The sequence below is a fragment of the Micromonospora sp. NPDC023956 genome (assembly GCF_040639195.1).
Taxonomy (GTDB): Bacteria; Actinomycetota; Actinomycetes; order Mycobacteriales; family Micromonosporaceae; genus Micromonospora.
The window spans coordinates 100,715-126,583 of record NZ_JBEZZN010000018.1 but is presented as its reverse complement, the minus strand read 5'-3'; the positions used below and the strand labels follow the sequence as shown (position 1 = coordinate 126,583).

Sequence of the window (25,869 nt, the reverse complement as noted above, 5' to 3'; positions counted from 1 at the left end):
GGCACGCCGCTCGCGTGCCGGGGGTTCGCCGTCGCCGGCGCCTAGACGGCGACCGGTACCCGCTCCTCGTCCTGCTGGCCGGCCGCACGGGCCCGCTCGGCGCGGCGGCGTTCCCGCTCCTGTGCCCCGATCAGATCGTCCGGCAGCGAGTCCGCCACCTCGACGTCGAAGCGGCGCAGCAGCCGGATGGCGAAACCGCCCAGGGTCACCAGGACCAGCGCCGCCCCGCAGACCACGTAGGTGAAGGCGATGCCCCGGCCCTCGCCGGTGCCGATCACCGCGCCCACCGACCCGGCGAGCGCGCCGTCCGGGGCGAGCATCGGGCCGAACCAGGCGGTCGCGGCCGGAGCCACCAGCGCGAAGCCGATCGGCAGGGTCGACCAGGAGATGGTCTGGTTCAGGCTGAACACCCGGCCGTGGTACCGCTGCGGCACCTTCACCTGGACGATCGTCGCGTAGATGCTCTGCGCGGTGGTCATCGACATGGCCAGCCAGAACGCGCCCACCGCGATCATCGCCACCGACGGGTCCAGCCCGATGAGCACGCAGCCGACGGCGGTGCCGAGGTTACCGACCAGCACCCCGATCATCCGGCGACGCCGGGGGCCGCCCCACAGCGACATCAGCACCCCACCGGCGATCGCGCCGAGCGCCTCCGCGAGGGCCACCTGGGCGACCTCGGTGGCGGTGGCGAACGACAGCACCAGCGGGGTGACCAGCACCAGCGCCGGAGCGAGGAAGATGTTGCCCAGCGCGAAGTAGCCGAGCATCAGCCGGAAGCCCCGGTGGTTCCACGAGTAGCGCAGGCCGTTGGCGATGGCGGTCAGCAGCCGCTCCCGGGGACGCCAGCCGAGCAGGTCCGGGAAGCGGATCACGGCCAGGGTCGCCACCGCCACCACGTAGCTGGCCACGTCGATCAGGAGGATGCCCTTCAACTCGATCGCGGCGAGCAGGCCGGCGGCGAAGACCGGCATCATCAGCAGTGCGAAGCCGTTGGAGAGCTGCACGACGCCCATCGCGTGCCCCAGGTAGCGCTTCGGCACCAGCTGCGGCACCGACGACTGGTACGCGATCCGCTGGAACGCCGCGGCCACCTGGCTCAGCGCCACCAGCAGGTAGATGTGCCAGAGGACGAGGTTGCCGCTCCAGAGCAGGGCGGCCAGCACCACCTGCACCGTCCCCGCCGAGGAACTGGCGATCATCATGATCCGGCGGCGGTTGACCCGGTCGGTCACCGCGCCGGCCACCGGCAGCACCAGCACCCCGCAGAGCAGCGCCAACGCCCACAGCAGCCCGAGGTTGGTCACCGACCCGGTCTCGGTGAACAGCCAGATCGGCAGGGCGAACGCGGTCAGCGCGCTGCCGGTGGTGGAGACGACCTGCCCCACGGTGACCGCCAGGAAGCGGGCCATGCTCGGCCGGACCCCGTCGGCCGGCCGCCGGTCGTCCACCCCGGCCCGCTGCCAGTCGCGCAACGTCCAGGCGGCGTCCTCACCCCGGGCGGCGGGCTCCAGGGCGCCGGTGTCCCCCGCGGAGATCGCCCGGTGCGTGGTGGTGACCACCTCGGCCAGTTCGTCCGCCCGGTACTTGAGGAAGAAGTGCCCGGCCTGGTCCAGCACGACCAGGCCGACGGTGTCGCTGAGGAACTGCCACTCGGCGTACCGCTCGGTGTAGTAGTCGGTGACCGGGTCCTCGGAGCCGACCACCGACACGATCGGGGCACGCAGCTTCGCCGCCCGCCGGTCGAGCAGTCCGGTGAAGTACTCCTCCGAGGCGCGCGAGTCGGCCCGCATGTTGCTCAGGATCCGGTCGGCCTGCTCCGGGTCCAGCTCGTCGGTGTCCACACCCATCGACTTGAGCCAGCTCGCGTAGTGCCGGTTGCTGCGCAGCTTCTCCAACCGGGTACGGATCGCGGCCAGGGGTCCCTTCGGCCGGGCGAACGGGAACATCGCCCCGATGTAGAGGGCGGTCAGCTCCCGGCCGGCGGCCTCCACCTTGCGGGCCACGTCGGCGACGATCGCGCTGCCCACCCCGCAGTGGCCGTAGAGCGCGACCGGCCCCTCGATCCGTTCCAGGATCTCCTCGGCGACCCGGGTGGTCAGCTCGTCGAAGGGCAGCGCCGCCTCGTCCAGCCCGACGTCGTGGCCGGGGATCGCCAGCGACCAGAGGGCGTGCCCGGCCGGCAGGGCGTCGGCGAGGGGCTGGTAGACGATGGCGCTGCCGCCGCCGTACGGGACGCAGACGTAGGTGAGGGTCCGCTGGGCGGCCGGGATCGGCTTGGTCAGCTCGTAGAGGAGCCGGCGCGGGCCGCCGGACTCCGGCCCCCCGGTCATGAAGGCGGCCAGGTCCCGGATGGTGCGCTGCTGGAACAGGTCCATCACGCCGACCGGACTGGTGTCCAGGTCCGCCTTGCGGATCCGCGCGACCACCTGGGTGGCGAGCATGGAGTGCCCGCCCAGGTCGAAGAAGTCGTCGTCGATGCCGAGCGTGGGGACGCCGAGCACCTCCGTCCAGATGCCGGCGAGCAGCCGTTCGGTGTCGTCGCGCGGCTCGACCAGGGCGACCGACGCCTCCCGGCTGACCACCGGGGCGGGCAGCGCCCTGCGGTCCAGCTTGCCGTTCGGGCTCAGCGGGAGGGCGTCCAGGGTGACGAAGGAGTTCGGCACCATGTACTCGGGCAGGCGCTCCTTGAGCGCCACCTTCAGCGCCGCCGGCTCGGCCGCCCCGACCAGGTACGCGACCAGCCGCTTGTCGCCCGGGGTGTCCTCGCGGACGATCACCGCCGCCTCGGTCACCCCCGGCTGGTCGCGCAGCGCGCTCTCGATCTCGCCCAGTTCGATCCGCAGCCCGCGCAGTTTGACCTGGTGGTCGATCCGGCCGAGGAACTCGATCACCCCGCTGCCGTCCGGTTGGACCCGCCAGCGGGCCAGGTCGCCGGTGCGGTAGAGCCGGGCCCCCGGCTGGCCGGAGAACGGGTCGGGCACGAAGCGTTCGGCGGTCAGCGCCGGCCGCCGGTGGTAGCCCCGGGCCAGGCCCACCCCGCCGATGTGCAGCTCACCGGCGACCCCGACCGGGCACTCGTCCCCCGCCGGGTCGAGCACGTGCAGTCGCAGGTTGGCGATCGGGGCCCCGATCGGCACGCCGGTCAGCCCGGCCAGCGCGGCCGGTTCGCAGGGCCAGGCACTGACGTCGATGGCCGCCTCGGTGGGGCCGTACAGGTTGTGCAGGCCGCACCTGGGCAGCCGGGTGGTGAACTCGACCGCGGCGGCCAGCGGCAGCTCCTCGCCGGAGCAGATCACCCGGCGCAGCGCGGTGGCCGCCTCGATCCCGTCCTCGGCGAGGAAGACGGTCAGCATCGACGGGACGAAGTGGGCGGTGGTGATCCGCTCGGCGACCAGCAGGTCGCGCAGGTAGCCGGCGTCCTTCTGCCCGCCGGGCTTCGCCAGCACCAGCCGCGCCCCGGTCTGCAACGGCCAGAAGAACTCCCACACCGACACGTCGAAGCTGGCCGGGGTCTTCTGGAGCACCGCGTCGTCGCCGTCGAGGCGGTACGTCCGCTGCATCCAGTCCAGCCGGTTGACGATGCCCCGGTGGGTGTTCGGTACGCCCTTCGGGCGGCCGGTGGAGCCGGAGGTGTAGATGACGTACGCGAGGTTGCCCGGGGCGGCGGTGGCCGTCGGGTCGTCGGTCGGCTGGTCGGCCCAGACGGTGTCGTCGTCGAGGGCGAGGACGGTGGCGGCGGTGGCCGGCAGCACGTCGCGCAGGTGCTCCTGGACCAGCACCACCGGGGCGTCCGCGTCGGTGACCATGAAGGCCAGCCGGTCGGCCGGGTACTCCGGGTCGAGGGGGAGGTACGCCCCGCCGGCCTTCAGCACGCCGAGCAGGCCGGCGACCAGCTCGAAGGAGCGTTCCGCGCAGATCCCGACCAGGGTCTCCGGGCCGACGCCGGCCGCGCGCAGCCGGTGGGCGATCCGGTTGGCCGCCGCGTTCAGCTCCGCGTACGACCAGGTGCGCCCCTCGAAGGTCACCGCCGGGGCGGTCGGGGTGCGGGCCACCTGCGCCTCGACCAGCCCGTGCAGGGTGGCCGTGGCGGGGAAGTCGGCGGTGGTGGCGTTCCAGCCGGCCAGCAGGGCCCGTTCGACCGGCTCGACCAGCTCCAGCGCGGAGATCCGGGTGTCCGGGGCGGCCACCACCGACCGGAGCAGGGTGGTGAACCGGGCGGTCATCCGCTCGACGGTGGCCCGGGTGAACAGGTCGGTGTTGAAGACCAGCTTCCCCCACAGCCCGGAGGCGACCTCCACCACGTGCAGCTCGAAGTCGAACCGGGTGGCGCGCAGCTCCATCGGCTGCCACTCGAAGGTGACCTCGGCGTCGTCGGCGGTGGACCGGAACCGGCCCATCTCGTAGTTCTGGAGGACGAACATCGACTGGAACACCGGGGACCGGCTGACGTCCCGGGGCAGACCCATCTCCTGCACGACCCGGGCGAACGGCACCTCGGCGTGCTCGAAGCCGTCGAGCACCGCGCGGCGGGTGCGGTCCAGCAGCTCGGTGAAGGTGGGGTCACCGGCCAATTCGGCGCGGAGCGGCAGCATGTTGATGAACATGCCGACCAGGTCCTCCAGCTCCGGGGCGGAGCGGCCGGCCACCGACGCGCCGACGGCGAAGTCGTCCTGGTTGGCGTGCCGGGACAGGAAGACCTGGTACGCGGCGAGCAGCGTCATGAACAGGGTGCCGCCCGCGTCCCGGGTCAGCGCGTCCAGCGCGTCGGTGACCTCCCGGTCGACGGTGAACTCCACGAAGTCGCCGTGGTAGGTCTGGGTGGCCGGCCGGGGCAGGTCCAGCGGCAGCTCCAGCGGGGTGATCCCGGCCAGCCGCTGCTTCCAGTAGTCGACGTGCCCCCGCGCCTGCGGGCCGTCGAGCTGCCGGGCCTCCCAGACCGCGAAGTCGCCGTACTGGATCGGCAGGGTGGGCAGCTCGCCGCCCCGGTAGAGGGTGATCAGGTCGCGCAGCAGCACGTCGACCGACCAGCCGTCGCCGACGATGTGGTGCTTGCCGAGGAAGAGCACGTGGTCGTCGTCGGCCAGCCGGATCAGCAGGGCCCGCAGCAGGGGCCCGTCCGCCAGGTCGAACGGCTCGGTGGCGGCCCGGTCGACCAACTCCTGCGCGGCGGCCTCGTCCGGGGCGTCCACGATGGTCAACGGCACCTCGACACGCTCGGCGACCAGCACCGTCGGGCGGCCGTCGGCGTCGGCCGGGAAACGGGTGCGCAGCGACTCGTGCCGGTCGGCCAGCGCGTCCAGCGCCGCCCGCAGGGCCGGCACGTCGAGCGGGCCGCGCACCCGCAGCGGCACCGCGATGTGGTACGCCGCCTCGCCCGGGGCGAGCTGGTCCATGAACCAGACCCGCTCCTGGGCGTACGACAGCGGCACCGTCGCCTCCGGCGGCCGGGGGGTGATCCCGGCCGCCGGAGCGGCGCGACGCTTGCGGAGCCGGGACGCGATGAGCGCCTGCCGGGCGGCGTCGCGTGTCGCGGCGTCCTTCAGGTCCGTCATGTGGGGCTTCCCTCTTCCGCCGCGAGCAGCGCGGCGACCTCGTCTGCGGAGAGTTCGTCGACCTCGGCGGCGATCAGCGCCTCGATCTGGATGGCCAGGTCGGCGACGACCGGGGTGCTGAACAGGGCACGCATCGGCAGGTCCACGTCGACCTCGGCACGGATCCGGGACATCGCCCGCATGCCGCGCAACGAGTTGCCGCCGAGGGCGAAGAAGTCGTCGAACGCACCGACCTCCTCCACCCCGAGGATCGCGGCGAAGACCTCCGCGACCAGTGCCTCCGCGTCGGTGCGCGGGGCGACGTGCGACGGCCCCGCCGCCGGCGCCGCCGGGGCGGGCAGCGCGGCGGTGTCCAGCTTGCCGTTGGGGGTCAGCGGCAGCGCGTCGAGTGTGACGAACGCCGCCGGCACCAGGTGCGCGGGGAGCTGCCGGGCCGCCTCGGCCGCCACGTCCGCCTCGGCGGCGGTGCCGACCAGGTACCCGACCAGGGTCGGCTCCCCCGTGTCGGTGCGGACGGCGACCACGGCCTCGCGGACACCGGGGCAGGCGAGCAGGGTCGACTCGATCTCACCCAGCTCGATCCGCATGCCCCGCACCTTGACCTGGTGGTCGCGCCGGCCGAGGTACTCCAGCGTCCCGTCGGCCCGCCAGCGGGCCAGGTCGCCGGTGTGGTACATCCGCTCCCCCGGCGCGCCGAACGGGCAGGGCAGGAAGCGCTCGGCGGTCAGACCCGGCCGGCGCAGGTAGCCCCGGGCGAGCTGGGTCCCGGCGACGTACAGCTCGCCGACCACGCCCGGCGGCACCGGGTGCAGCCCCGCGTCGAGCAGGTAGGCGCGCATGTTCCAGGTGGGCCGGCCGATCGGCACCGGCCCGGCCGGCACCGGCTCGCCGGGGGCGATCCGGGCCGCCACGCAGCCCACGGTCGCCTCGGTCGGGCCGTACTCGTTGACCACGGCGACGTCCGGGTGCCCGGCGCGCCAGGCGGCGAGCTGTTCGCCGGTGAGCGCCTCGCCGCCGACGACCAGGTCACCGGTGGGCGACAGGGCGGCGTCGAGCAGCGGCAGGTGGCTCGGGGTGACCTTGAGGAAGGCCGGCGGCCCACCGGCCCGCGCGGCGGCCTCGTCGATCCCGGCCAGCCGGACCGTGCCGCCCGCCGTCAGCGGGCCGAGCAGACCGGTGACGGTCAGGTCGAAGGAGACCGGCGAGTGCAGCAGCGCGGTGCCGGCCAGCCCCGGATACGTGTCCCGGGCCCAGGCCAGGTACGCGTGCACCGCCCGGTGCTCCACCACCACGCCCTTGGGGCGGCCGGTGGAGCCGGAGGTGTAGAGCACGTAGGCCGGGTGCGCGGGACGCAGCGGCGCGGTCCGCTCCGCGTCGGTCAGGTCGGCGTCGGCCAGGTCGGCGGGCAGCGCCCGGTCGAGCACCAGCGCGCCGGCCGGGACCAGCGCGGCGGTGTCGGCGGTGGCGAGCACCAGCGCCGGTGCCGCGTCCTCCAGCAGGTACGCGATCCGCCCGGCCGGGTACCCGGTGTCCACCGGCAGGTACGCCGCACCGGATTTCAGCACCGCGAGGATCGCCACCAGCAGCTCCGCCGAGCGGGGCAGCGCCAGGGCGACCAGGTCCCCCGGCCCGACGCCGCGGGACACCAGAAGCCGGGCCAGCCGGTTGGCGCGGGCGTTGCACTCCGCGTAGGTCAGCCGGATCTCCCCGTCGACCAGGGCGGTGGCGGCCGGGGTGGCGGCGACCTGCCGCTCGATCTCGGCGACCAGGGTGGCCGCCGGGACGTCCCGGGCGGTGTCGTTCCAGGTGCGCAGCACCCGTTCCCGCTCGGCGTCGTCGAGCAGCGGCAGGGCGGAGACCCGACTGCCGGGCCCGGCCACGGCGGCGTCGAGCAGCCGGACGTAGCGGGCCACCACCGTCTCGGCGGTGGACCGGTCGAACAGCGCGGTGCGGTAGAGCAGCCGGCTGGTCGTGGTGGTGATGTCGAAGGCCAGGTCGTCCTTGGTGGTGCCGAGGGCGACCGGGTCCAGCCCGGAGTCCGGGATGAAGTTGAACGCGGTCTGGAACAGCGGTTGCGTCGACGGGTCGCGCTGCGGGGCGAGGGCCCCGACGATGGCCTGGAACGGCGTCTGGCCGTGCTCCATCGCGTCGACCAGCGCGTTCCGGGTCCGGCCGACCAGGTCGGTGAAGGTCGGATCGCCGGTCAGGTCGCAGCGCAGCGCCACCGGGTTGACGAACATGCCGATCACCGGAGCCAGCTCCGGGTTGTCCCGGCCGGCGGTGGAGACCCCGACGACCAGGTCGTCGTCGCCGGAGATCCGGTGCAGCAGGGCGGTGAAGGCGGCGAGCAGCACCATGAACGGGGTGGCCGCCGACGCGGCGGCCAGCCGGGCGACCCGGTCCAGCAGCCCGTCGGGCAGGGCGAAGTGCACCTCGTCCCCGGCGTAGCCCAGCTCGGCGGGGCGGGGCCGGTCCAGCGGCAGGGTGGTCGCCGCCGGTGCGCCGGCCAGCCGGTCCCGCCAGAAGGCGAGCTGCCCGTCCAGTTCCGCGCCGGTGAGCTGTTCGCGCTGCCAGACCGCGAAGTCGGCGTACTGGATGGCCAGCTCGGGCAGGTCGACGCTGGTGCCGCCGAGCGCGGCGCGGGCCAGCGCGGCCAGCTCCTCGGTGAGGATCACCGCGGACCGGCTGTCGAAGACCACGTGGTGCACCACGCCCTGAAGGACCACCCGGTCGTCCGCCATCCGGACCAGCCGGGCCCGCCACAGCGGCCCGACGTCCATCGGGATGGGCGTGCGGGCCAGCTCGGCGAGCAGGTCGTCGAAGCGGGGTCGCCGCTGCTGCTCCGGCAGGTCGCGCAGGTCGACCAGATCGAGGTCGACCGGCTCGGCGGCGCGGACGACCTGGGTCAGCGTCCCGTCGTCGACCCGCAGGTGCGTGCGGAGCGCCTCGTGCCGCGCCACCACCGCGCCGAAGACCGCGCTGGCCTGCTCGGCGGTGAGTCCGGCCGGGAACGTCCACAGCAGGGAGACGTTGTAGACCGGGGAGCCGGCGTCGAGCTGGTTGGCGATCCAGACCCGCTCCTGGGCGTACGACGCCGGGAAGGTCCACTCCTTCACGGTCACGACAGTGCCTCACGCACCGAACGGGGACGCATGTCCGTCCAGACCGTGTCGATGTGGGCCAGGCACTCCTCGCGGGTGCCGGCGAAGCCGGCGTCCTGCCAGCCCGCGGGGAGTTCCCGGTCGGCCGCCCAGATCGAGTACTGCTCCTCGTCGTTACGGACGACCAGGAAACGGGGGTCGGACATCACTGCTCTCCAGGGGTGTGCGGTTCGGCCATGGCGACGGCGATCTTGCGGGGGCCGGTGAACGGCTCCCGGCCGTGCGCGGCGGTCATGTTGTCCACCACCAGCACGTCGTCGCGCTGGTAGTCGAAACGGACGCTGGCGGCACGATACGCCTCGCGTAGGTGGTCCAGGACATCGGTGGGGATCTCCGCCCCGTCGCCGTAGTAGGTGTTCGAGGGAAGACCGTCCGGGCCGAAGAGTTCCCGCAGCCCCTCCTGGAGGTCCTTGGCGAGCGTGCTGACGTGGAAGAAGGTCGCGTGGTTGAACCAGCGGGGGGTGTCGGAGCCGGGCCGGTGGTGCACCACGTCCCGCACCGACCGGGTGCGCAGCCCGTCCGCGCCGATCCACTCCAGCCCGATCCGGTTCGCCACCGCGTACGCCTCGACCTCGGCCCGGTCGTCGGTGTTGAACACGTGCTGCCACGGCGTGCCGAAGTCGGCGTGGAAGTTGCGGACCAGCATCCAGCGCCGCCGGACGAACTCCTCCCGGACCGTCGGGTCGATCAGCTCGTACACCCGGCGCACATCCGCCAGGGGCGTCGCGCCGAGGGTGGCCGGCGGGGTGATGCAGTAGAAGAACAGTGTCAGCGGCCAGCGCGCCTGGTACGAGTTCTCGTTGTGCAGGAAGATCTCCTCGTCGGCCGGGTAGTCGGTCGAGGTGTAGACCTTTCCCTTGATGGCGTGCCGGGGCGAGGAGCGTTCGGTGTAGGTCAGCGGCTCGCCGGCCAGCGCCCGGACCACCCGGTCGAAGCCGTCCACCCCACCGACGTCGAAGCCGCGGAACAGCAGTCCACCGTGCTCGACCAGGGTCGCGCGGAGTTCCGCCCGCCGCCGGTCGATCAGGTCGGTGAGCGGGGTGCCGTCGTTCTCGACGACCACCGGCAACGTGGCGATCGTGTCGCTCATGTGCTCTGGTCTCCTTTCCCCGTCGTCAGGCGCGGGGCAGTCGGGGAATGGCCGGGATGGTCGGCGTGGCGGCCGGTGCCTCGGCGGGGGCCGCCGCGCGCTGCTCCTCGATCCGGGCCGCCAGGCCCGCCACGGTGGGTGTCTCGAAGAGGCTGCGCATCGGCAGGCGGACCCCGGTGGCCTTGCGCATCGCCGCGATGAGCTGGACCGCGACCAGCGAGTTGCCGCCGAGGGCGAAGAAGTCGTCGTCCACGCCGACCGACTCCACCCCGAGGTTGTCCCGCCAGACGGCCGCGATGACCGCCTCCAGTTCGGTACGGGGCGGGGCGGACGTACCGGCGACGACGCCGGCCGTGCCGGTGGTCGGCTCCGCCTCGTCGGCGAGGCTGTCGGTGGTCATCCGGGCGGCCCGGCGCCGGATGTCGGCGACCGTGCGGGTGGCGATGACCACCTGCGCGCCCAGACCGGCGGCGAGGCTGCGGCGGAACGCCTCCGCCCCGTCGACCGGGCGGATGTCCTCGGTCGCTCCGCTGGCGGCCGACCCGGCCGCCAGCGGCGCCGTCGTGGCGAGTCCGCCGGTGACCGCGCCCTGGTCCACCCGGCGCAGCACGAAGTCGTTGATCGAGACCAGCTCCCGGCCGTCCGGGTCGAGCAGGGAGAGGTCGGCGGCGATCACCTCGTCGGTGGCAGCGTCGCGGTGGCGCAACTGGCTCACGAAGGTCGCCGGCAGCGGGCCGCGCACCACGATCCGCCCGTACGACAGCGGCAGGTACGTGCCGGAGCCCCGGCCCCGCCCGAACGCGGTCGCCACGTCCAGCAGCGCCGGGTGCAGACCCCAGGCGGACAGGTCGTCCCGGACCGCCGCCGGGGCCTCGATCCGGGCCAGTTCCTCGCCGGCCCCGAGGTGGTGCTCGCGCAGCGAGTGCCACCGGGGACCGAAGGTGAGCATGCTGGTGCGACCCCGTCCGAAGGACGAGTCGTCGTCGATCCGCCGGCAGGCCGCCGTCACCGCGGCCAGGTCCCGGGCCGGCGGCGCGGGCTCGGTGGTCCACCCGGCCGAGCCCCGGACGTGGGTGCGCGACTCACCGGCGGCGAGGCTGCGGACGGCGAAGTCCACCCCCTCGTCGGTGCCGGTCAGCTCGACCCGGTACTGCGCGACCGTGCCGTCGGGCACCGAGAACGGCTCCAGGAAGACCACGTCCCGCAGCTCCACCAGGGCGTCGTCGCCCGGGGCGGGCAGCGCGGCGGCCACGGCGGCGCGGACCGACTCCAGGTGGGCGGTGCCGGGCACCACCGGCACCCCGCCGATGCGGTGCTCGTCGAGCATCCAGTGGGTACCGGCGGAGACCAGCCCGTGCAGGACGGTCTCGGTCGCTCCGGTGACCCGGGTGGTGAGCACCGGGTGGTCGACCGGGCTGGTGACCGTCTCCCGGGCCACCGCCCGGAACCCGGCCGGGGCGGTCGTCTCGACGGCCATGCCGACCTCGGCCCAGCCGCCCCAGTTCTGCGACAGCACCGGCGCGCGCCAGCCCAGCCCGGAGCGGGCGTAGGCGTCCAGGGCGTTGTTGGCCGCGCAGTAGTCGACCTGGCCGAAGCCACCGACCACGGCGGTGATCGACGAGCAGAGCACCACGAAGTCCAGCGGCAGGTCACCGAAGACCTGGGCCAGGGCGAGGGTACCGGCGACCTTCGGGGCGAGCACCCGCTCCGCCTCGGCCCGCTCCTTGACCTCGGCCATGCCCCCGCCGGGCAGACCGGCGGCGTGCACGATGCCGTCGATCCCGCCGTACGCCTGCTCGGCGGCGGCCCGGACCCGGCGCAGGTCGGCCGGGTCGGTGACGTCGGCGGCGAGGACGAGGACCTGCGCGCCGGCCGCCTCCATCCGGCGGATCGCCGCGATCGCCCGGCCGGCCCGGTCGTCGCCGTGCACGGCGAGGTGGTCGTCCCACGCCGCACGCGGCGGCAGGCCGGAACGGGCCAGCAGCACCAGCTTCGCGCGGGCCCGGCGGGCGAAGTCCTCGGCCAGGGTGATGCCGATGCCGCCGAGGCCGCCGGTGAGGAGGTACCGGCCGCCCTCGCGGAGCACCGTGCCGGCCCCGTCCGCTTCCAGGGTGACCTGCTCGTGGTCGGTGACCCAGCGGCGGGTGCCGCGCAGCGCCACCTCGGTGGGCGCACCGGTCGGGCGGCACAGCTCGGCGGCGAGCGCGGTGACGTCGGCGGCCGCCGGGTCCGCGTCGACCAGCCGCACGGTCAACCCGGGCAGCTCGACCGGGAGGACCCGGGCCAGGCCGACCAGGGTGGCGTGCTCCGGACGGGTCAGGTCGGGGCCGGTCACGTCGCCGATGCCGGCGGTGACCAGGTCGAGGGTGCGCGGGTGCTCCTCGGTGGTCGACCCGGCCCCGGCGAGCGCCTGCGCCAGGTGCAGGGCGTCGAAGAAGCCCCGGTCCAGGGCGGCGGAGGTGGCGGCGAGATCGGTGCCGGTCGGCTCGCCGTCCAGGGTGAGGGCGTGCACCAGCCGGTCGGGCAGGTCCGCACCGAGCGCGGCGACCAGCGCGTCGTGGTCGGCGCGGACGCCGGGCCGCAGCCGGAAGCCGTCGGCGGTGGCGGCGAAGTCGGCCCCCGCGCGCACCACGACCGGGTCGGCCCCGGTCGCCCGCAGCGCCGCGACCAGCGCCTCCCCGCGCGGGCCGTCCACCAGCACCAGGCAGCGACCGAGCGGTACGCGGCGCGGTTCCGGCGCGGCCTGCCGCCACACCGGGACGGCGAACCACTCCGGCAGCGGCCGGGGGCCGGCGGGCTCCGCCTCGGCGGCCGGCTGCACCGGGTCCGCGTCGATCCAGTAGCGCCTCCGCTCGAACGGGTACGTCGGCAGCGGCACCCGCCGGGCGGCCGGGTCGCCGTCGAGGCGCACCCCGACGCCGGTGCACCAGAGCGCGCCGGCGGTGGCGAGGAAGGTGGCCAGGTCACCGGTCTCCTCGGTCGGCCCCGGCAGGCTGCCCAGCGGGGTGAGCGCCCGCTGCGCCGGCGACGCCTTCGCGACCTGCATCCGGGCCAGGTTCGCCAGCTGCTTCCCGGGCCCGCACTCCACCAGCGACCAGAGGCCCTCGGCGAGCAGGGTGGCCACGCACGCGCCGAAGCGGACCGGCTGGCGCAGGTGCGCCGCCCAGTACGCCGGATCGGTGGCCTGCGCGTCGGTGATCCAGGTGCCGGTCACGTTGGACAGGAACGGCACGGTCGGCCGGCGCAGTTCCACCGTGGCCATCAGCGCGGTGAACTCGGCGAGGATCGGGTCCATCATCGGCGAGTGGAAGGCGTGCGAGGTGCGCAGCGGCTTGCACTTGCCCCGCCGGGTCTCGGCGTACGCGGCGACCGCCTCGGTGGGGCCGGCGACCACGCAGGTGCCGGGGCCGTTGACGGTGGCGACGGCCAGCCCCTCGGGAAGGTCCTCGGCGACCACCGACTCGTCCAGGCTGACCGCGAGCATCGCGCCGGCGGGCAGCGACTGCATCAGCCGGCCCCGGGCGGCGACCACGCGCAGCGCGTCGGGGAGGGTGAGCACCCCGGCCACGGTGGCGGCGGCGTACTCGCCGATCGAGTGGCCGATCATCGCCGCCGGCCGGACCCCGGCGCGCTGCCAGAGCTGGGCCAGGGCGTACTCGACGACGAACAGGGCCGGCTGGGTGTACCGGGTCTCGGTGAGCTTCTCCGCCGCCGCCGGGTCCCGGCCGACGATCAGGTCGCGCAGGTCCAGGCCCAGCTCCGGGCGGAGCAGGTCGGCGCACTCGTCCACCACGGCGGCGAAGGCCGGCTCCTCGGCGTACAGCTGTGCGCCCATGCCCGCGTACTGGGCACCCTGGCCGGAGAGGAGGAACGCCACCCGGGGCGGGGCGCCGTCGGCCACCCCGCCCTGCCGGCGGCGCGGGGTCCGCAGGGCGGTCACCGCGTCGGGCAGGTCGGTGGCGACCACGGTGGCCCGGTGGGCGTACTGCTGCCGGCCGACGCGCAGGGTGTGCGCGACGTCGGCGAGCAGTTCCGGGCCGCCGCCGGTGGTGTGCGCCAGGTGGTCGGCGAGCCGGGCGAGGGCGGTGTCCAGCGCGGTCGGGGTCTTCGCCGAGACGTGCAGCAGGTGGGCCGGGCGGGTCCGCCGGTCGGCCCGGTACGCCGCCGGGGCCTCCTGGAGCACCACGTGGGCGTTGGTGCCGCCGATGCCGAACGAGCTGACCCCGGCCCGGCGCGGACCGGCGTCGTCGTCCCACTTGGTGAGGGTGTTGGTCACGTAGAACGGCGTGTCGGCGAAGTCGATCGCCGGGTTCGGGGTGTCGTAGTTGATGGTCGGCGGGATCAGCCCGTGCTCCATGGCCAGCACCGTCTTGATCACGCTTACGATGCCGGAGGGCTGGCTGAGGTGGCCGATGTTGGACTTGACCGAGCCGATGCCGCACCAGCCGCGCTCGTCGGTGTCCCGGCCGTAGACGGCGGAGAGGGCGGCGACCTCGATCGGGTCGCCCATCGCGGTCCCGGTGCCGTGCGCCTCGACGTAGCTGATGGTGCGCGGGTCGACGCCGGCCAGCGCGACGGCCTGGGCGACCGCCTCCATCTGCCCGTCCACGCTGGGCGCGGTGAAGCCGACCTTGCCGGCCCCGTCGTTGTTGATCGCGTTGCCGAGCACCACCGCGCGGATGGTGTCGCCGTCGGCGACGGCGTCGGAGAGACGCTTGAGGACGGTGACCCCGACACCGCTGCCCCACACCGTGCCGTTGGCGCTCGCGTCGAACGGCCGGCACCGCCCGTCCGGCGAGGTGAAGCCCTCCATGCCCATGAAGCCGACGCCGTGCGGCAGTTCGACGTTGACCCCGCCGGCCAGGGCCGTGTCGCACTCGCCGTTGCGCAGCGACTCGCAGGCCAGGTGGAACGCGACCAGTGAGGTGGAGCAGGCGGTGTGCACGGTCAGGCTCGGCCCGCGCAGGTCCAGCCGGTACGACACGTTCGTCGCCACGTAGTTCGGCGAGTTGCCGGTGGCCACCGAGACGGCCGCGTGCACCGCCCCGCCGACCCGCTTGTTCCTCGACACGTGCCGTTGCAGGTAGAGGTTGCCGCCGGTGCCGGCGTAGACGCCGATCGTGCCCTCGTAACGGGCCGGGTCGTAACCGGCGTCCTGCAACGCGGTGTAGCAGGACTCCAGGAAGATCCGGTGCTGCGGGTCGGTGATCTCGGTCTCCCGGGCGGTCATGCCGAAGAGCCCGGCGTCGAACTCGTCGAACGCCTCCAGCACCGGGGCCTTCGGCACCCAGCTCGGGTCGTCGACCTCGTCGACGGTCGCGCCCCGGGCGAGCTGCTCCTCGCGGGTGAAGGTCGTCACCGACTCCACGCCGTCGACCAGGTTGCGCCAGAACTCGTGCACGTCCGCCGCGCCGGGCAGGCGGGCGGCCAGGCCGACGATCGCGATCGGCTCGACGCCGTCGTCCTCGCCGGGAAGGGCGGATGTGAGCGGATTGTCCATGAGTTCCTTCATTCCGCGACGCCGCCGGGGCGGCGGGGTGGGGTTCGACGGGTACGACTGCGCCTGGCGGCCGCGCGGAGCGCGGCCCGAGCCAGCTCCGGCCGGTCCACGGTGCCGTCGAGGTGGGCGGCGAGCGCCCGGATGGTGGGGTGACGGAAGAGGTCGAGCAGCGCCAGCGACCGTCCGGTGGCGGCGGTCAGCCGGGCGTGCACGGCGGCCAGGGCCAGCGAGTGTCCGCCGATGTCGAAGAAGTTGTCGGTCACCCCGACCCGGTCGCGCTCCAGCACCTCCCGCCAGACTCCGGCGATCAGCTCCTCGGTGTCGGTCAGCGCGTCCGGACCGGCGGGCAGCAGCCCGCGCGGCGGTTCGCCGGTGGCCACGGTCATCGCGCCGAGCCGCGCCACCCGGACGGCCGGCCGGGGCAGGTCGACGGCGACCGTGTCGACCGGTTCGTGCGCGGCGGCGGCCAGCGCGCCGACCAGGGCGGCCAGGTCGGCCAGGAGCCCGTCGATCCGGTCGGCGTCGAACAGGTCCGGGTTGTGCACCACCTCGACACCGAACCGCCCGTCCCGCTCCAGCACGTAGACGGTGACGTCGAACGGCGAGCCGGGCTTCTCCACCCGCACCGGTTCGCCGGTCAGCCCGGCCAGCGTCAGCCGGGGCTCGGCGAAGTTGAGCACGTTGAACAGCACCTGCACCAGCGGGGCGTGGGAGGTGTCCCGGGTGAGGCCGAGCGCCTCGACGATCCGGTCCAGCGGCGCGCCGGAGTGGGCGGTGGCCTCGTGCAGCTCGGTCGCGCAGCGGTCGACCAGCTCGGCGAAGTCCACCGACCCGCCGGTGCGGACCCGGACCGGCACGGTGTCGATCAGGAAGCCGATCACATCGTCGAAGGCGGCCAGCCGCCGGTCGGCGACCACCGCGCCCAGGACGTGATCGGCACCGCCGGTGAGCCGGCCGAGCAGGACGCCGAAGCCGGCCAGCAGCACCGCCGCGCTGGTGGTGCCCCGGGCCGCGGCGAGTGCCCGGACCGCCCGGTCCGCCTCGGCGGAGAGGGTCACCCCGGCCTCCGCGCCCAGGTAGGTCTGCACCGCCGGGCGGGGCCGGTCCCGGGGCAGCTCCAGCAGGGTCGGCGCGCCGCGCAGGTGGGCGGTCCACCAGGCCACGTCGGCCGCGCCGCGCCGCCGGTCCCGCTCGACCCGCCAGACCGCGTAGTCGGCGTACGAGACGGCCAGCGGCGGCAGGACGGGCACCGTACCGGCGACCGCCTGGGCGTACGCGGCGGCGAGATCGTCGTAGAGCACCCCCTCGGACCAGCCGTCGAAGACCGCGTGGTGCAGGGTGATCGCCACCACGTGCTCCCGCTCGCCGAGGCGGTACACGGTGACCTGCCAGGACGGGCCGGTGGCCAGGTCGAAGGAGTGCCCGGCCCCGACGGCGAGCATGGTGCGCAGCTCCGCCTCGACGTCGGCGGCCCCGGTCAGGTCCACCACCGGCACCGCCACGTCGGTCGGTTCGGCACACACCGCGTACGGCACCCCGGCGGTCTGCAGGATCCGCCAGCGCAGGACGTCGTGCCGCTCGGCGACCGCCCGCAGCGCCGCCCCCAGCGCGGCGGTGTCCAGCGGGCCGTGCAGCCGCTGCGCCAGCGCGATGTTGTACGGGGCGCTGGAGGAGGCGATCTGGTCGACGAACCAGAGCCGGCGCTGCGGTGCCGACAGGGTGGGCGGGTTGCCGGTGGTCAGCCCGTCGGACTCGGCCGGGGCGGCGGCGCGGACCGCGTCGACCAACCCGGCGAAGGTCCGGGCGGCGACCACGTCCCGGGCGTCGACCTGCCGGCCCAGCTCGGCGCGGAGCGCGGCGACCAGACGCATCGCGGCCACCGAGTTGCCGCCGGCGGCGAGGAAGTCGGTGTCCGGGCCGGGGGCCGCACCGAGCAGCCGCGCCCAGAGCCGGGCCACCGCCGCGCCGACCGGGTCGGCGGAGGCGGTCGGGTCGACGGTCGGGTCGGGACGGTCGGCGACGGCCCGCTCGCGCAGGGCGGCCCGGTCGAGCTTGCCGGTGGTCGGGCTGACCGGCAGCGTGGGCAGCCGCAGCAGCCGGGCCGGCCGCATGGCCGCGGTGAGGCGGTCGGCGGTCCAGTCCCGGATCTCCTCGTCGCCGGGGGCGTCGGCGGGGGTGAGGAAGGCGACCAGCTCGGTGCCGGACGGGCCGTCGACGGCCTCCACCGCCACCCGGTCGACCGCCGGGTGCCCGGCGAGCACCGCCTCGACCTCGCCCAGCTCGACGCGCTGCCCCCGGACCTTGACCTGCCGGTCGATCCGCCCCAGGTAGACCAGCCGGCCGTCCGGGCCCTGCCGGACCAGGTCGCCGGTGCGGTAGAGCCGCTCGCCGGGCAGCCCGGAGAAGGGGTCGGGGACGAAGGCCGCCCCGGTCAGCGCCGGCCGGTCGAGGTAGCCGTCGGCCAGGCCGGGCCCCCCGACGAGCAGTTCCCCGCTCTCGCCGGCCGCGACCGGGCGCAGCTCGGCGTCGACCACGTACACCCGGTGGTTGGCCAGCGGCAACCCGATCGGCACCGGGTCGGTCTCGTCGCCGGTGAGGTCGCCGGCCACCACCGCGACGGTCGCCTCGGTCGGACCGTAGGCGTTGACGAAGCGCCGCCCCGGCGACCAGCGGGCGGCCAACTCGGCCGGGACCGCCTCGGCGCCGCAGAGCACCGTCCGCCAGCCGGGCAGGGCGGCCGGGTCGAGCAGGGCCAGCACGGTCGGGGTGAGCAGCCCCCAGTTCACGTCGTGCGCGGCGGCGAAACGCTGCAACCGGAGCGGGTCGGCCCGGTCGTCCGCCCCGACCAGCTGCACCGCGCCGCCGTGCGCCAGCGGCACGAACAGGTCGATGACGGCCGCGTCGAAGCTGAGCGCGGCGCTGGCCAGGCTCCGGGTGCCGGCGTCGACGCCGGTGCGCGCCGCCCAGCCGGTGACGAACTCGACCAGACCCCGGTGGGTGACCCGGACGCCCTTCGGACGGCCGGTGGACCCGGAGGTGAACAGCACGTACGCGGTGTCGCCGGGGCGCGCCGGGCAGGGCGTGAGCGGGGCCGCACCGGGCAGCCCGAGAGTCTCCATGCCGACGACGTCGCCGAACTCCGCCTCGGCGGCGTCGCCGACCACGATCCGCACGCCCGCGTCCCGGGCGATCTCCCGCAGCCGCGCGCGGGGGCCGCCCGGATCCAGCGGCACGTACGCCGCACCGGCCAGCAGCACGCCGAGCACGGTGACCACCAGGTCGGGCCGGCGGGTGGCGCACACGCCGACCCGGCTGCCGGGACCGGCACCCCGGGCACGCAGCGCGGCGGCCACCCCGGCGGCCCGTTCCACCAGGTCGCGGTAGCTGAGCCGGTCGTCCCACTGGCGTACCGCCGTGGCGTCCGGGGTCCGGGCGGCCTGCTCCCGGACCAGGTCGGCGAGGGTCACCTCCGGCCAGGGCAACTCCGGCCCGTGGGCGGCGGCCGACTGTGGGGTGGAGGTCATCGGGGGGCTCCGGATCCGGTGTGGAGGGCTTCGTCGTCGACCACGTGCAGCCGCAGCTCGCTGAAGTAGCGTCGGCCGGCGCGGTCGGGCACCCACGCCTGCTCGGGGGTGGGCAGCATCTCGCTCAGGGTCACCGACACCGCGTCGCCGCCCTGGCCCCGGGCGGTACGCAGCATGGAGCAGAACGTCGAGGCGTAGAACGGGCTGCTCAGGTCGAGGAAGCAGGGCTTGGTCTCGGTGCCGAGCTTCACGTACACCTGCTCGGGCAGGCCCAGCTCGCGTCGCCACCGCCGGACGGCGAGGAACCGCTCGCGTTCGCCGGTGACGTCGGCCAGCCCGGTCCCGCCCAGCGTGGTCCGCCAGGTCTCCCGGGCCACCACCAGCCGGTCCAGGGTGATCCGGGGCGTGTGCGGGGCGGCGGCCACCAGCTTGAAGCCGTCCACGGCGTGCATGGTCAGCGGGCCGGCGAAGACCTCGTCGAGGGTCCACGCCCGGCCGTCGGGGGTGACGGCGACCAGCTCCCCGTCGCGGTCGACGACGGTCAGGTCCACGGTGGGCAGCACCCGGTCCGGGTCGGCACCGGCGGCGGGGGCGAAGGCCAACTGGCGGTCGGCGGGGCCGACCAGGCTCTCCGCGACCCGGCTGGTCCGGCGCGGCCACTCGTCCGGCACCAGCAGCCGGACCCGCCGGCCGCCCAGGTCCTCGTCGAGGGCGGCGCGCAGCCGCGCCACGTCCGGGTGGGACGGGGTGAACACCTCGCAGTCGAACGAGGCCCAGGCGGCGTGCAGCTCGCCGAGGACCACGGTGTACTCGCCCCGGGCCAACGCCTCGGCGTCCGGGGCACAGATCTGGAGGTCGGGGCTGTGCAGCCGGGCGTTGGCCCAGGTCGGTGCGGCGGCCGGGAAGACCTCGGCCACCCGGTCGGCGAGCCCGGCCACCCCGACGTCGAGCCGGCGGGTGCCGGCCGGCAGCGCGTCCAGCCCGAACAGCCCGGCCCAGCGGCGGGCGAACTCGGCGGCCACCGCGTCGACCGGGCGCTCGCCGGTCCCCCAGAACAGGCCCTGGGCCAGGAACCACAGGTCGGCCAGGGACACCGGGGCGCCGCCCGCGTCGGCGCGCAGCTCCTCGTACAGCTGCCGGAAGGCGTCGGCGTAGGCGCGCCGCAGCGCCTCGACCAGCCACCGGGCCGCCTGGAGCAGCACGGCCATCGGGGCGGCGATCTCCCGCAGCAACGGACCGCCGACCACCACGTCGAGGTCCCGGCTGGTGTCCTCGTAGCAGAGGGTGCGGCCGGCGTACATCTGCCCGTCCCGGCGGCGGGGCGACTGCCCGGTCAGTTCGGTGAAGAGGGCGTCCAGCCCGGCCAGGGCACCCCGGAGCCGGTCCGGGTCGCCGGCCGCGGCGGCCACCGCCTCCCGGCCGGCGCGCAGCCGGTCCAGGCCGGCTCGGGCCCGGGTACGCACCGCCTCGTCGCCGATGGCGTCGATCCGCTCCCCGAGCACCTGCTCGGCGGCCGGACTGACCGGCAGCAGCGCGTCCCAGGTGATCAGTTCCCGTTCCACGAACCGCTCCAGCAGGGCGTACCCGTCGTCGGGTCGCCGCAGGCCGAGGTCGGGGTCGGCGACCACGTGCGCCGCGGGACGCCGACCGTCGCAGGCGGCCAGCAGCGCCGCCTCCACGGTGGAGAGTTCCAGCGGCGGGCGACCGGGCCGGCGCACCGTCCGGCCGTCCAGGCCGAGGTGGGCGGCGAGCATCGGCGGCCACCAGCGCCGCACGGCCGGGTCCCGGCCGAGCGCGTCGGCGTACGCGGCCACCGCCCAGGACTCGAAGGCCACCCAGCGGCGCCGGGTCAGCTGCGCGCCGGGGCGCGCGGTCAGCGGCGTCGTGGCGGCCGGGTCGACGGTCACCCAGCAGCTCGGCCCGAAGAACCCGACCGTCTCGTTCTTGCCGCAGTAGCGCTGCCAGTAGCGCAGCAGGGCCTTCTCCCGGTCCCGCCGCCGGACGTTGCGCGGGGCGTCCGGGGCGGCCGCGACCAGCCCGTCGAGGGCGGTGAGGACGTTCGGGTTCTGCCAGGTGACCGCTTCACGCAGCAGCGGGTCGGCGGCGATGCGCCGCAGCGTGTCGCCACCGTCGCGCAGCGCCTCGGCGAACGCGGTGTCGAAGGGGTCGGCCGGGCCGCCGTCGAGCAGGTCGTCGGCGGCAGCGGCGGCCTTCGGGGCGGCGAGCACGGTCAGCCCGTCGGCCGGGAACCCGGTGGTCCGCAGCAACGCGTCCCGCCAGACCGACCAGCCCGTGCCGTCCAGTGGCACCCGGTGCCCGCCCGGCCCGGACGACGGACCGGGCGCGGGCGCCGACGGCGGACCCGGCGCGGCGGCCGGCGGTGTCGACGCGGCGGCCGGCGCACCCGAGGCGGCGGTCGGCGACGTGGACGCGATCGGGTCGGCCTGCGCCGTCGGGGTGACGGGCGGACTCGGGGCGGTGAGCGCCGCGTGCAGATCGGCCCGGATCACCGCCAGTACGTCGGCGAGCCGGTCGTGCAGGAAGAAGTGCCCACCGTCGACGTCGTGCAGGGTGAAGCCGGCGGCGGTGTGCGACGCCCAGGCCGCGCTGTGCTCCCGGGTCACCGCCAGGTCGGTCCGGCCGCTGAACACCACGATCGGCACCGGCAGCGGCTCCTCCGGGGTGTACCGGTAGTCGTCCACCCGGCTGAAGTCGGCCCGGAGCAGGGGCAGCAGCAGCTCGACCAGCTCCGGGTGTTCGAGGATCTCCTCGGGCAGGCCGCCACCGGTGCGCAGCCGGGCCAGCAGTTCCTCGTCGTCGACCCGGGAGAGCCCGTCGAAGTGGCTGGTGTCGGTGACGTGCGGGGCACGGGCACCCCCGACGTAGAGCCGGACCGGCAGCCTCCGGCCGGTACGGCGCAGCTGGCGCACCACGTCGAAGCCGAGCCGTCCGCCCATCGAGTGCCCGTAGATGGCGTACGGCCGGTCGGCCCGCGCGGCGATGGCCTCGGCGACCTCCGCGACGTCGAAGTCCGGGTCCTCGGCGATCCGCGCCTCCCGGCCGGGCAGTTGCACCGGTTGGACCTCGACGTCCTCGCCGACGGCGTCCCGCCAGCGGCGGAACGCGCTGGCCCCGGCCCCGGCGTAGGGCAGGCAGAACAGTTGCACCGGCGCGTGGGGACGACGTCCGGTGGAGGCGAACCAGGTCACCGCTGGCCTTTCTGAGGAGGGTCGATCCAGTACCGGCGCCGCTGGAACGGGTAGGTGGGCAGACCGGTGCGCCGGCCACCGCCGTCGGGGTGCAGCGCCGTCCAGTCGACGTCCCCGCCGGCCAGCCACCCGGCGGCCCGGTCGAGCAGTTCCGCCGGTGCACCGGCCACCCGGTCGCCGGTGGCGAGCAGGTGCTCCAGCGCGGCCACCGCGTCGGCCGGGTCGGTCGCCGCGACCAGCGCCCGGCAGCCGAACGCCCGCCGCCCGGCGGCCAGCGTCCAGGCCACGTCCGCCAGCGGCGCGGCGGTGCCGGCCAGGTGGGTCCGCAGCCGGGTGAGGGCCGCCCGCAACGCCTCGGGGGTACGCGCGGACAGCGGCAAGAGGTACGCCCCGCCGGACGGTTCGTCGGCCGGCTCGTCGGGCGGCGGCTGTTCCACCACGACGTGCGCGTTGGTGCCGCCGAGGCCGAACGAGCTGACCCCGGCCACCCGGCGCGGGGCCGACGGCCAGTCGCCGGCCTTCGTCGGCACGTAGAACGGACCGGCGGCCAGGTCGATCTCCGGGTGGGCACGGGTGAAGTGCAGGTTGGGCGGGATCACCCCGTGCTGCACGGCGAGCACCGTCTTGATCAGCGAGGCGATGCCGGCGGCGGCGTCGAGGTGACCGATGTTGGTCTTGACCGAGCCGAGCGCGCAGGTTTCGGCGGGGGCCGCGCCGGAGTAGACCTCGTGCAGCGCGGCGACCTCGATGGCGTCGCCCAACGCGGTGCCGCTGCCGTGCGCCTCGACGAGCCGGACCTCGCCCGGGGCGACCTCGGCGGCGGCCAGGGCGTTGGCCACGGCGGCGGCCTGCCCGGCCGGTCCGGGCACGGCGAACCCGGCCCGGTCGGCCCCGTCGTTGGTGACCGCCCAGCCGGGCAGGATCGCGTAGATCCGGTCCCCGTCGGCCTGGGCGTCGGCGAGCCGGCGGAGCACGACCGCCCCGGCCCCGGAGCCGAACCCGGAGCCGGCGGCGGCCTCGTCGAAGGCCCGGCACCGGCCGTCCGGGGAGGCCAGCCCGCCGGCCCGGTGCCGTGGCCAGGTGACGGTGACCCCGCCGGCCAGCGCGACGTCGCACTGGTAGTCGGCGAGGCTCTGCGCGGCAAGGCAGACCGCCACCAGCGAGCTGGAGCAGGCGCTCTGGGTGGCCACCGCCGGGCCGGTCAGCCCCAGCCGGTACGCGACCTGTCCGGGCAGGTGGTCGGTGAACTGCCGGCCGACCAGCCGGGTCTCCCAGTCGTCCGGGTCGACGTCGCCGACCACCGCCGGGTTGTCCATCAGGTGAAAGAGGAAGTAGCGGTTCACGGAGGTGGCCGCGTACACGCCGATCGGGCCGGGGAACCGGGACGGGTCGCAGCCGGCGTCCTCGAGGGCCTCCCAGGCGGTCTCCAGGAAGATCCGGTGCTGCGGGTCGGTGCGGGCCGCCTCGTCCGGGCCGAAGGAGAAGAAGTCCGCGTCGAACTCGTCCACCCCGGCCAGCCGCCCGGTGGCGCGCACGTGCCGGGGGTCGGCGCGCAGCCGGGGGCCGATGCCGAGGGCGGCCAGTTCGTCGTCGGTGTGGTCGTGGACCGCGTCCACCCCGGCACAGATGTTCCACCAGAAGGTGGCCACGTCGGGCGCGCCGGGGAACCGGCCGGCCAGGCCGACCACGGCGATCTCGTCGCCGGTGGGTTCCCGGACGCCGACCGGCGGCGCGGACGGGGCCGCCAGGACACCCACCCGCTCCGGGATGGGCGAGTCCAGCAGCCGGGCCTGCGCGGCCACCGTGGGATGCGCGAACAGCCGGGGCATCGGCAGCCGCACGCCGAAGCGTTCGGCCAGCCGTTCCTGGACCAGACCGAGCAGGAGGGACTGCCCGCCCAGGTCGAAGAAGCTGTCGGTGCGGCCGACCGCCGTCCGACCGAGCACCGCGCACCAGATGTCGTGCACCGTCCGCTCGGTCGGGGTGGCCGGCTCCTCCCCCGTCGGCACGGCGACCGGCGGGTCGGGCAGCGCACGCTCGTCGACCTTGCCGGTCACGGTGAGCGGGAACGCCTCGACCACGACGACCGCCCGGGGCAGCGCGTACTCCGGCAGCCGCCGGGCCAGCGCCGCGCGCAGGGCCGCCGGGTCCAGCGGCCCGCCGACCGGGGTGGCGTACGCGAGCAACTCGCCGTCCCGGGCGATGGCGCGGGCGGCGGCCACCCCCGGCTGGTCGGCGAGGTGCGCCTCGACCTCGGTCAGCTCGACCCGGTGCCCGCGCACCTTGACCTGCCGGTCCAGTCGGCCGAGACAGACCAGCTCCCCGCCGGGCAGCCGCTCGCCCAGGTCACCGGTGCGGTACGTGGGCGTCCCCGCCGGGTCGACGCCGAACCGGTCGCTGTCGAGGTTGAGGTAGCCGGGTGCCAGGTACGCGCTGCGGACCTCGATCTCGCCGTCGGCGGTGAGGTCGACGGCGTACCCGGGCAGGGCGGCGCCGATCGGCAACGGGCCGCTGCGGGTGCCGTCCACTCCGGCGAGCGGGAGCGCGTACCGGGCGGCGAAGGTCATCTCGGTGGCGCCGTACCCGTTGACCAGCACGCAGTCGGCGGCGAACCGGTCCCGGCCCCGGGCCGCGTCGGTCCAGGTGGCCTGCTCGCCGCCGAGCAGCACCACCCGCACGTGGTCGAGCCGGCGGTCGCCGAGGGTGTCCAGCAGGAAGCGGTAGACGGTGGGGGTGGAGTGGTAGACGGTCACCCGGTGCCGGACCAGCTCGTCGACGGCGTGGGCCAGCCCGTGCCGGCGCAGCTCGACCGGGACCACCGCCGCGCCGGTGAGCAGCGCCGGCCAGAGGTCCGGGATGGCGGCGTCGAAACTGAACGAGGCGAGCAGGCTGAGCCGGTCGGCGGGGTCGAGGGCCAGGGCGGCGATCTGGTTCTCCACCACGTGCCGCAGGTTGCGGTGGGTCTGCCCGACGGCCTTGGGCACCCCGGTCGAGCCCGAGGTGAACAGCACGTACGCCACCGCGTCCGGGTCGACCGGCACCGGCGCCAGTGGCGCCGGGGCGGGCACGTCGGCGACCAGCACCCGCGTCCCGGGGCGGGCCTGGCTCAACCGGCGCGCGAGTGCTTCTCCAGCGGTGTCGGTGAGGATGGTCCCGACGTCGGCGGCGGCGAGCATGTGCCGCAGCCGGTCCTCGGGGAAACCCGGGTCCAGCGGCACGTACGCGCAGCCGGCGGCGAGCGTGCCGAGCATGGCGGCGATGGTGGGCACGCCGTGCGCGGTGAGCAGGGCGACCCGCTGGCCGGTACGGACCGGGGCGGCGGCGAGCACGGCGGCGTACCCGCCGGCCAGTCCGTGCAGCGTGGCGTAGGTAACCGGCCGTTCGCCGAGCACGGCCGGCCGGTCGGGGTGCCGCGCCGCGACGTCGGTGAAACGGTGGGCGATCGTGGACTGCGGCATGTCAGTACGCGACCGCCGTCCGCAGGCCCACCCGCACGCAGCGTCCGACGCCTGCCCTCATTGATCCCCCCAGGCTTTCCACAGTAGAAAGCAGCATAGGCCCGGCCCACCGAGCGGGAAGATCATCGATCAGGAGTTGAACCGAAGGTCCGACCCCAGGTCGGACGTCGGACATGAAGCGCCGTCCGATCAGCCCTCCGCAACCGGAACCTGTATGGCCCGAGGGGCCACCGGTCGGTCATCTTCCGCGGAATCAGGGGCGGTTCGGGAAAGCTTCCACCTGCTGGCCTGCTGGCCCGCCGGTTCTGCGGCCGGCCCGACCTTCCCCGGGGGGACGCGTCGGCGGCGGGGCCGGGTTCAGCATACGGTCTG

The 25,869-nt window shown here is 75.2% G+C and carries 8 protein-coding genes; all 8 read right to left on the bottom strand.

Annotated features, from left to right (window positions below; all coding sequences use genetic code 11):
• Positions 1-41 precede the first annotated feature (41 nt).
• From AB0F58_RS26555 to AB0F58_RS26520, 8 genes are read right to left on the bottom strand one after another with little or no spacing between them, the layout of a single operon-like run.
• Positions 42-5,555 (bottom strand): amino acid adenylation domain-containing protein, encoded by a 5,514-nt coding sequence (locus tag AB0F58_RS26555; RefSeq protein ID WP_357148345.1) that lies wholly within the window; start codon positions 5,553-5,555, stop codon positions 42-44.
• Positions 5,552-8,671, bottom strand: coding sequence for an amino acid adenylation domain-containing protein (locus tag AB0F58_RS26550; protein ID WP_357148342.1), 3,120 nt, complete (start codon positions 8,669-8,671; stop codon positions 5,552-5,554). The genes AB0F58_RS26555 and AB0F58_RS26550 overlap by 4 nt, the downstream gene beginning before the upstream one ends.
• A gap of 2 nt (positions 8,672-8,673) precedes the next feature.
• Positions 8,674-8,862 (bottom strand): MbtH family protein, encoded by a 189-nt coding sequence (locus AB0F58_RS26545; RefSeq protein WP_357148339.1) that lies wholly within the window; start codon positions 8,860-8,862, stop codon positions 8,674-8,676.
• Positions 8,862-9,806: a TauD/TfdA family dioxygenase gene (locus AB0F58_RS26540; RefSeq protein ID WP_357148336.1), complete on the bottom strand. Its 945-nt coding sequence runs from the start codon at positions 9,804-9,806 to the stop codon at positions 8,862-8,864. Before AB0F58_RS26540 ends, AB0F58_RS26545 begins: the two co-directional genes overlap by 1 nt.
• Positions 9,807-9,831: 25 nt before the next feature.
• A complete protein-coding gene (locus tag AB0F58_RS26535; RefSeq protein WP_357148333.1) occupies positions 9,832-15,306 on the bottom strand; it encodes an SDR family NAD(P)-dependent oxidoreductase in 5,475 nt (1,824 codons plus the stop codon).
• 8 nt (positions 15,307-15,314) lie between these two features.
• The gene (locus tag AB0F58_RS26530) at positions 15,315-18,830 is read right to left on the bottom strand and encodes an amino acid adenylation domain-containing protein (protein ID WP_357148331.1); all 3,516 of its coding nucleotides are present in this window, start codon (positions 18,828-18,830) and stop codon (positions 15,315-15,317) included.
• Positions 18,827-22,039, bottom strand: a complete 3,213-nt coding sequence (locus AB0F58_RS26525) for a thioesterase domain-containing protein (protein ID WP_357148328.1) — start codon at positions 22,037-22,039, stop codon at positions 18,827-18,829. The genes AB0F58_RS26530 and AB0F58_RS26525 overlap by 4 nt, the downstream gene beginning before the upstream one ends.
• Positions 22,036-25,497, bottom strand: a complete 3,462-nt coding sequence (locus AB0F58_RS26520) for an AMP-binding protein (RefSeq protein WP_357148325.1) — start codon at positions 25,495-25,497, stop codon at positions 22,036-22,038. Before AB0F58_RS26520 ends, AB0F58_RS26525 begins: the two co-directional genes overlap by 4 nt.
• Positions 25,498-25,869 lie beyond the last annotated feature (372 nt).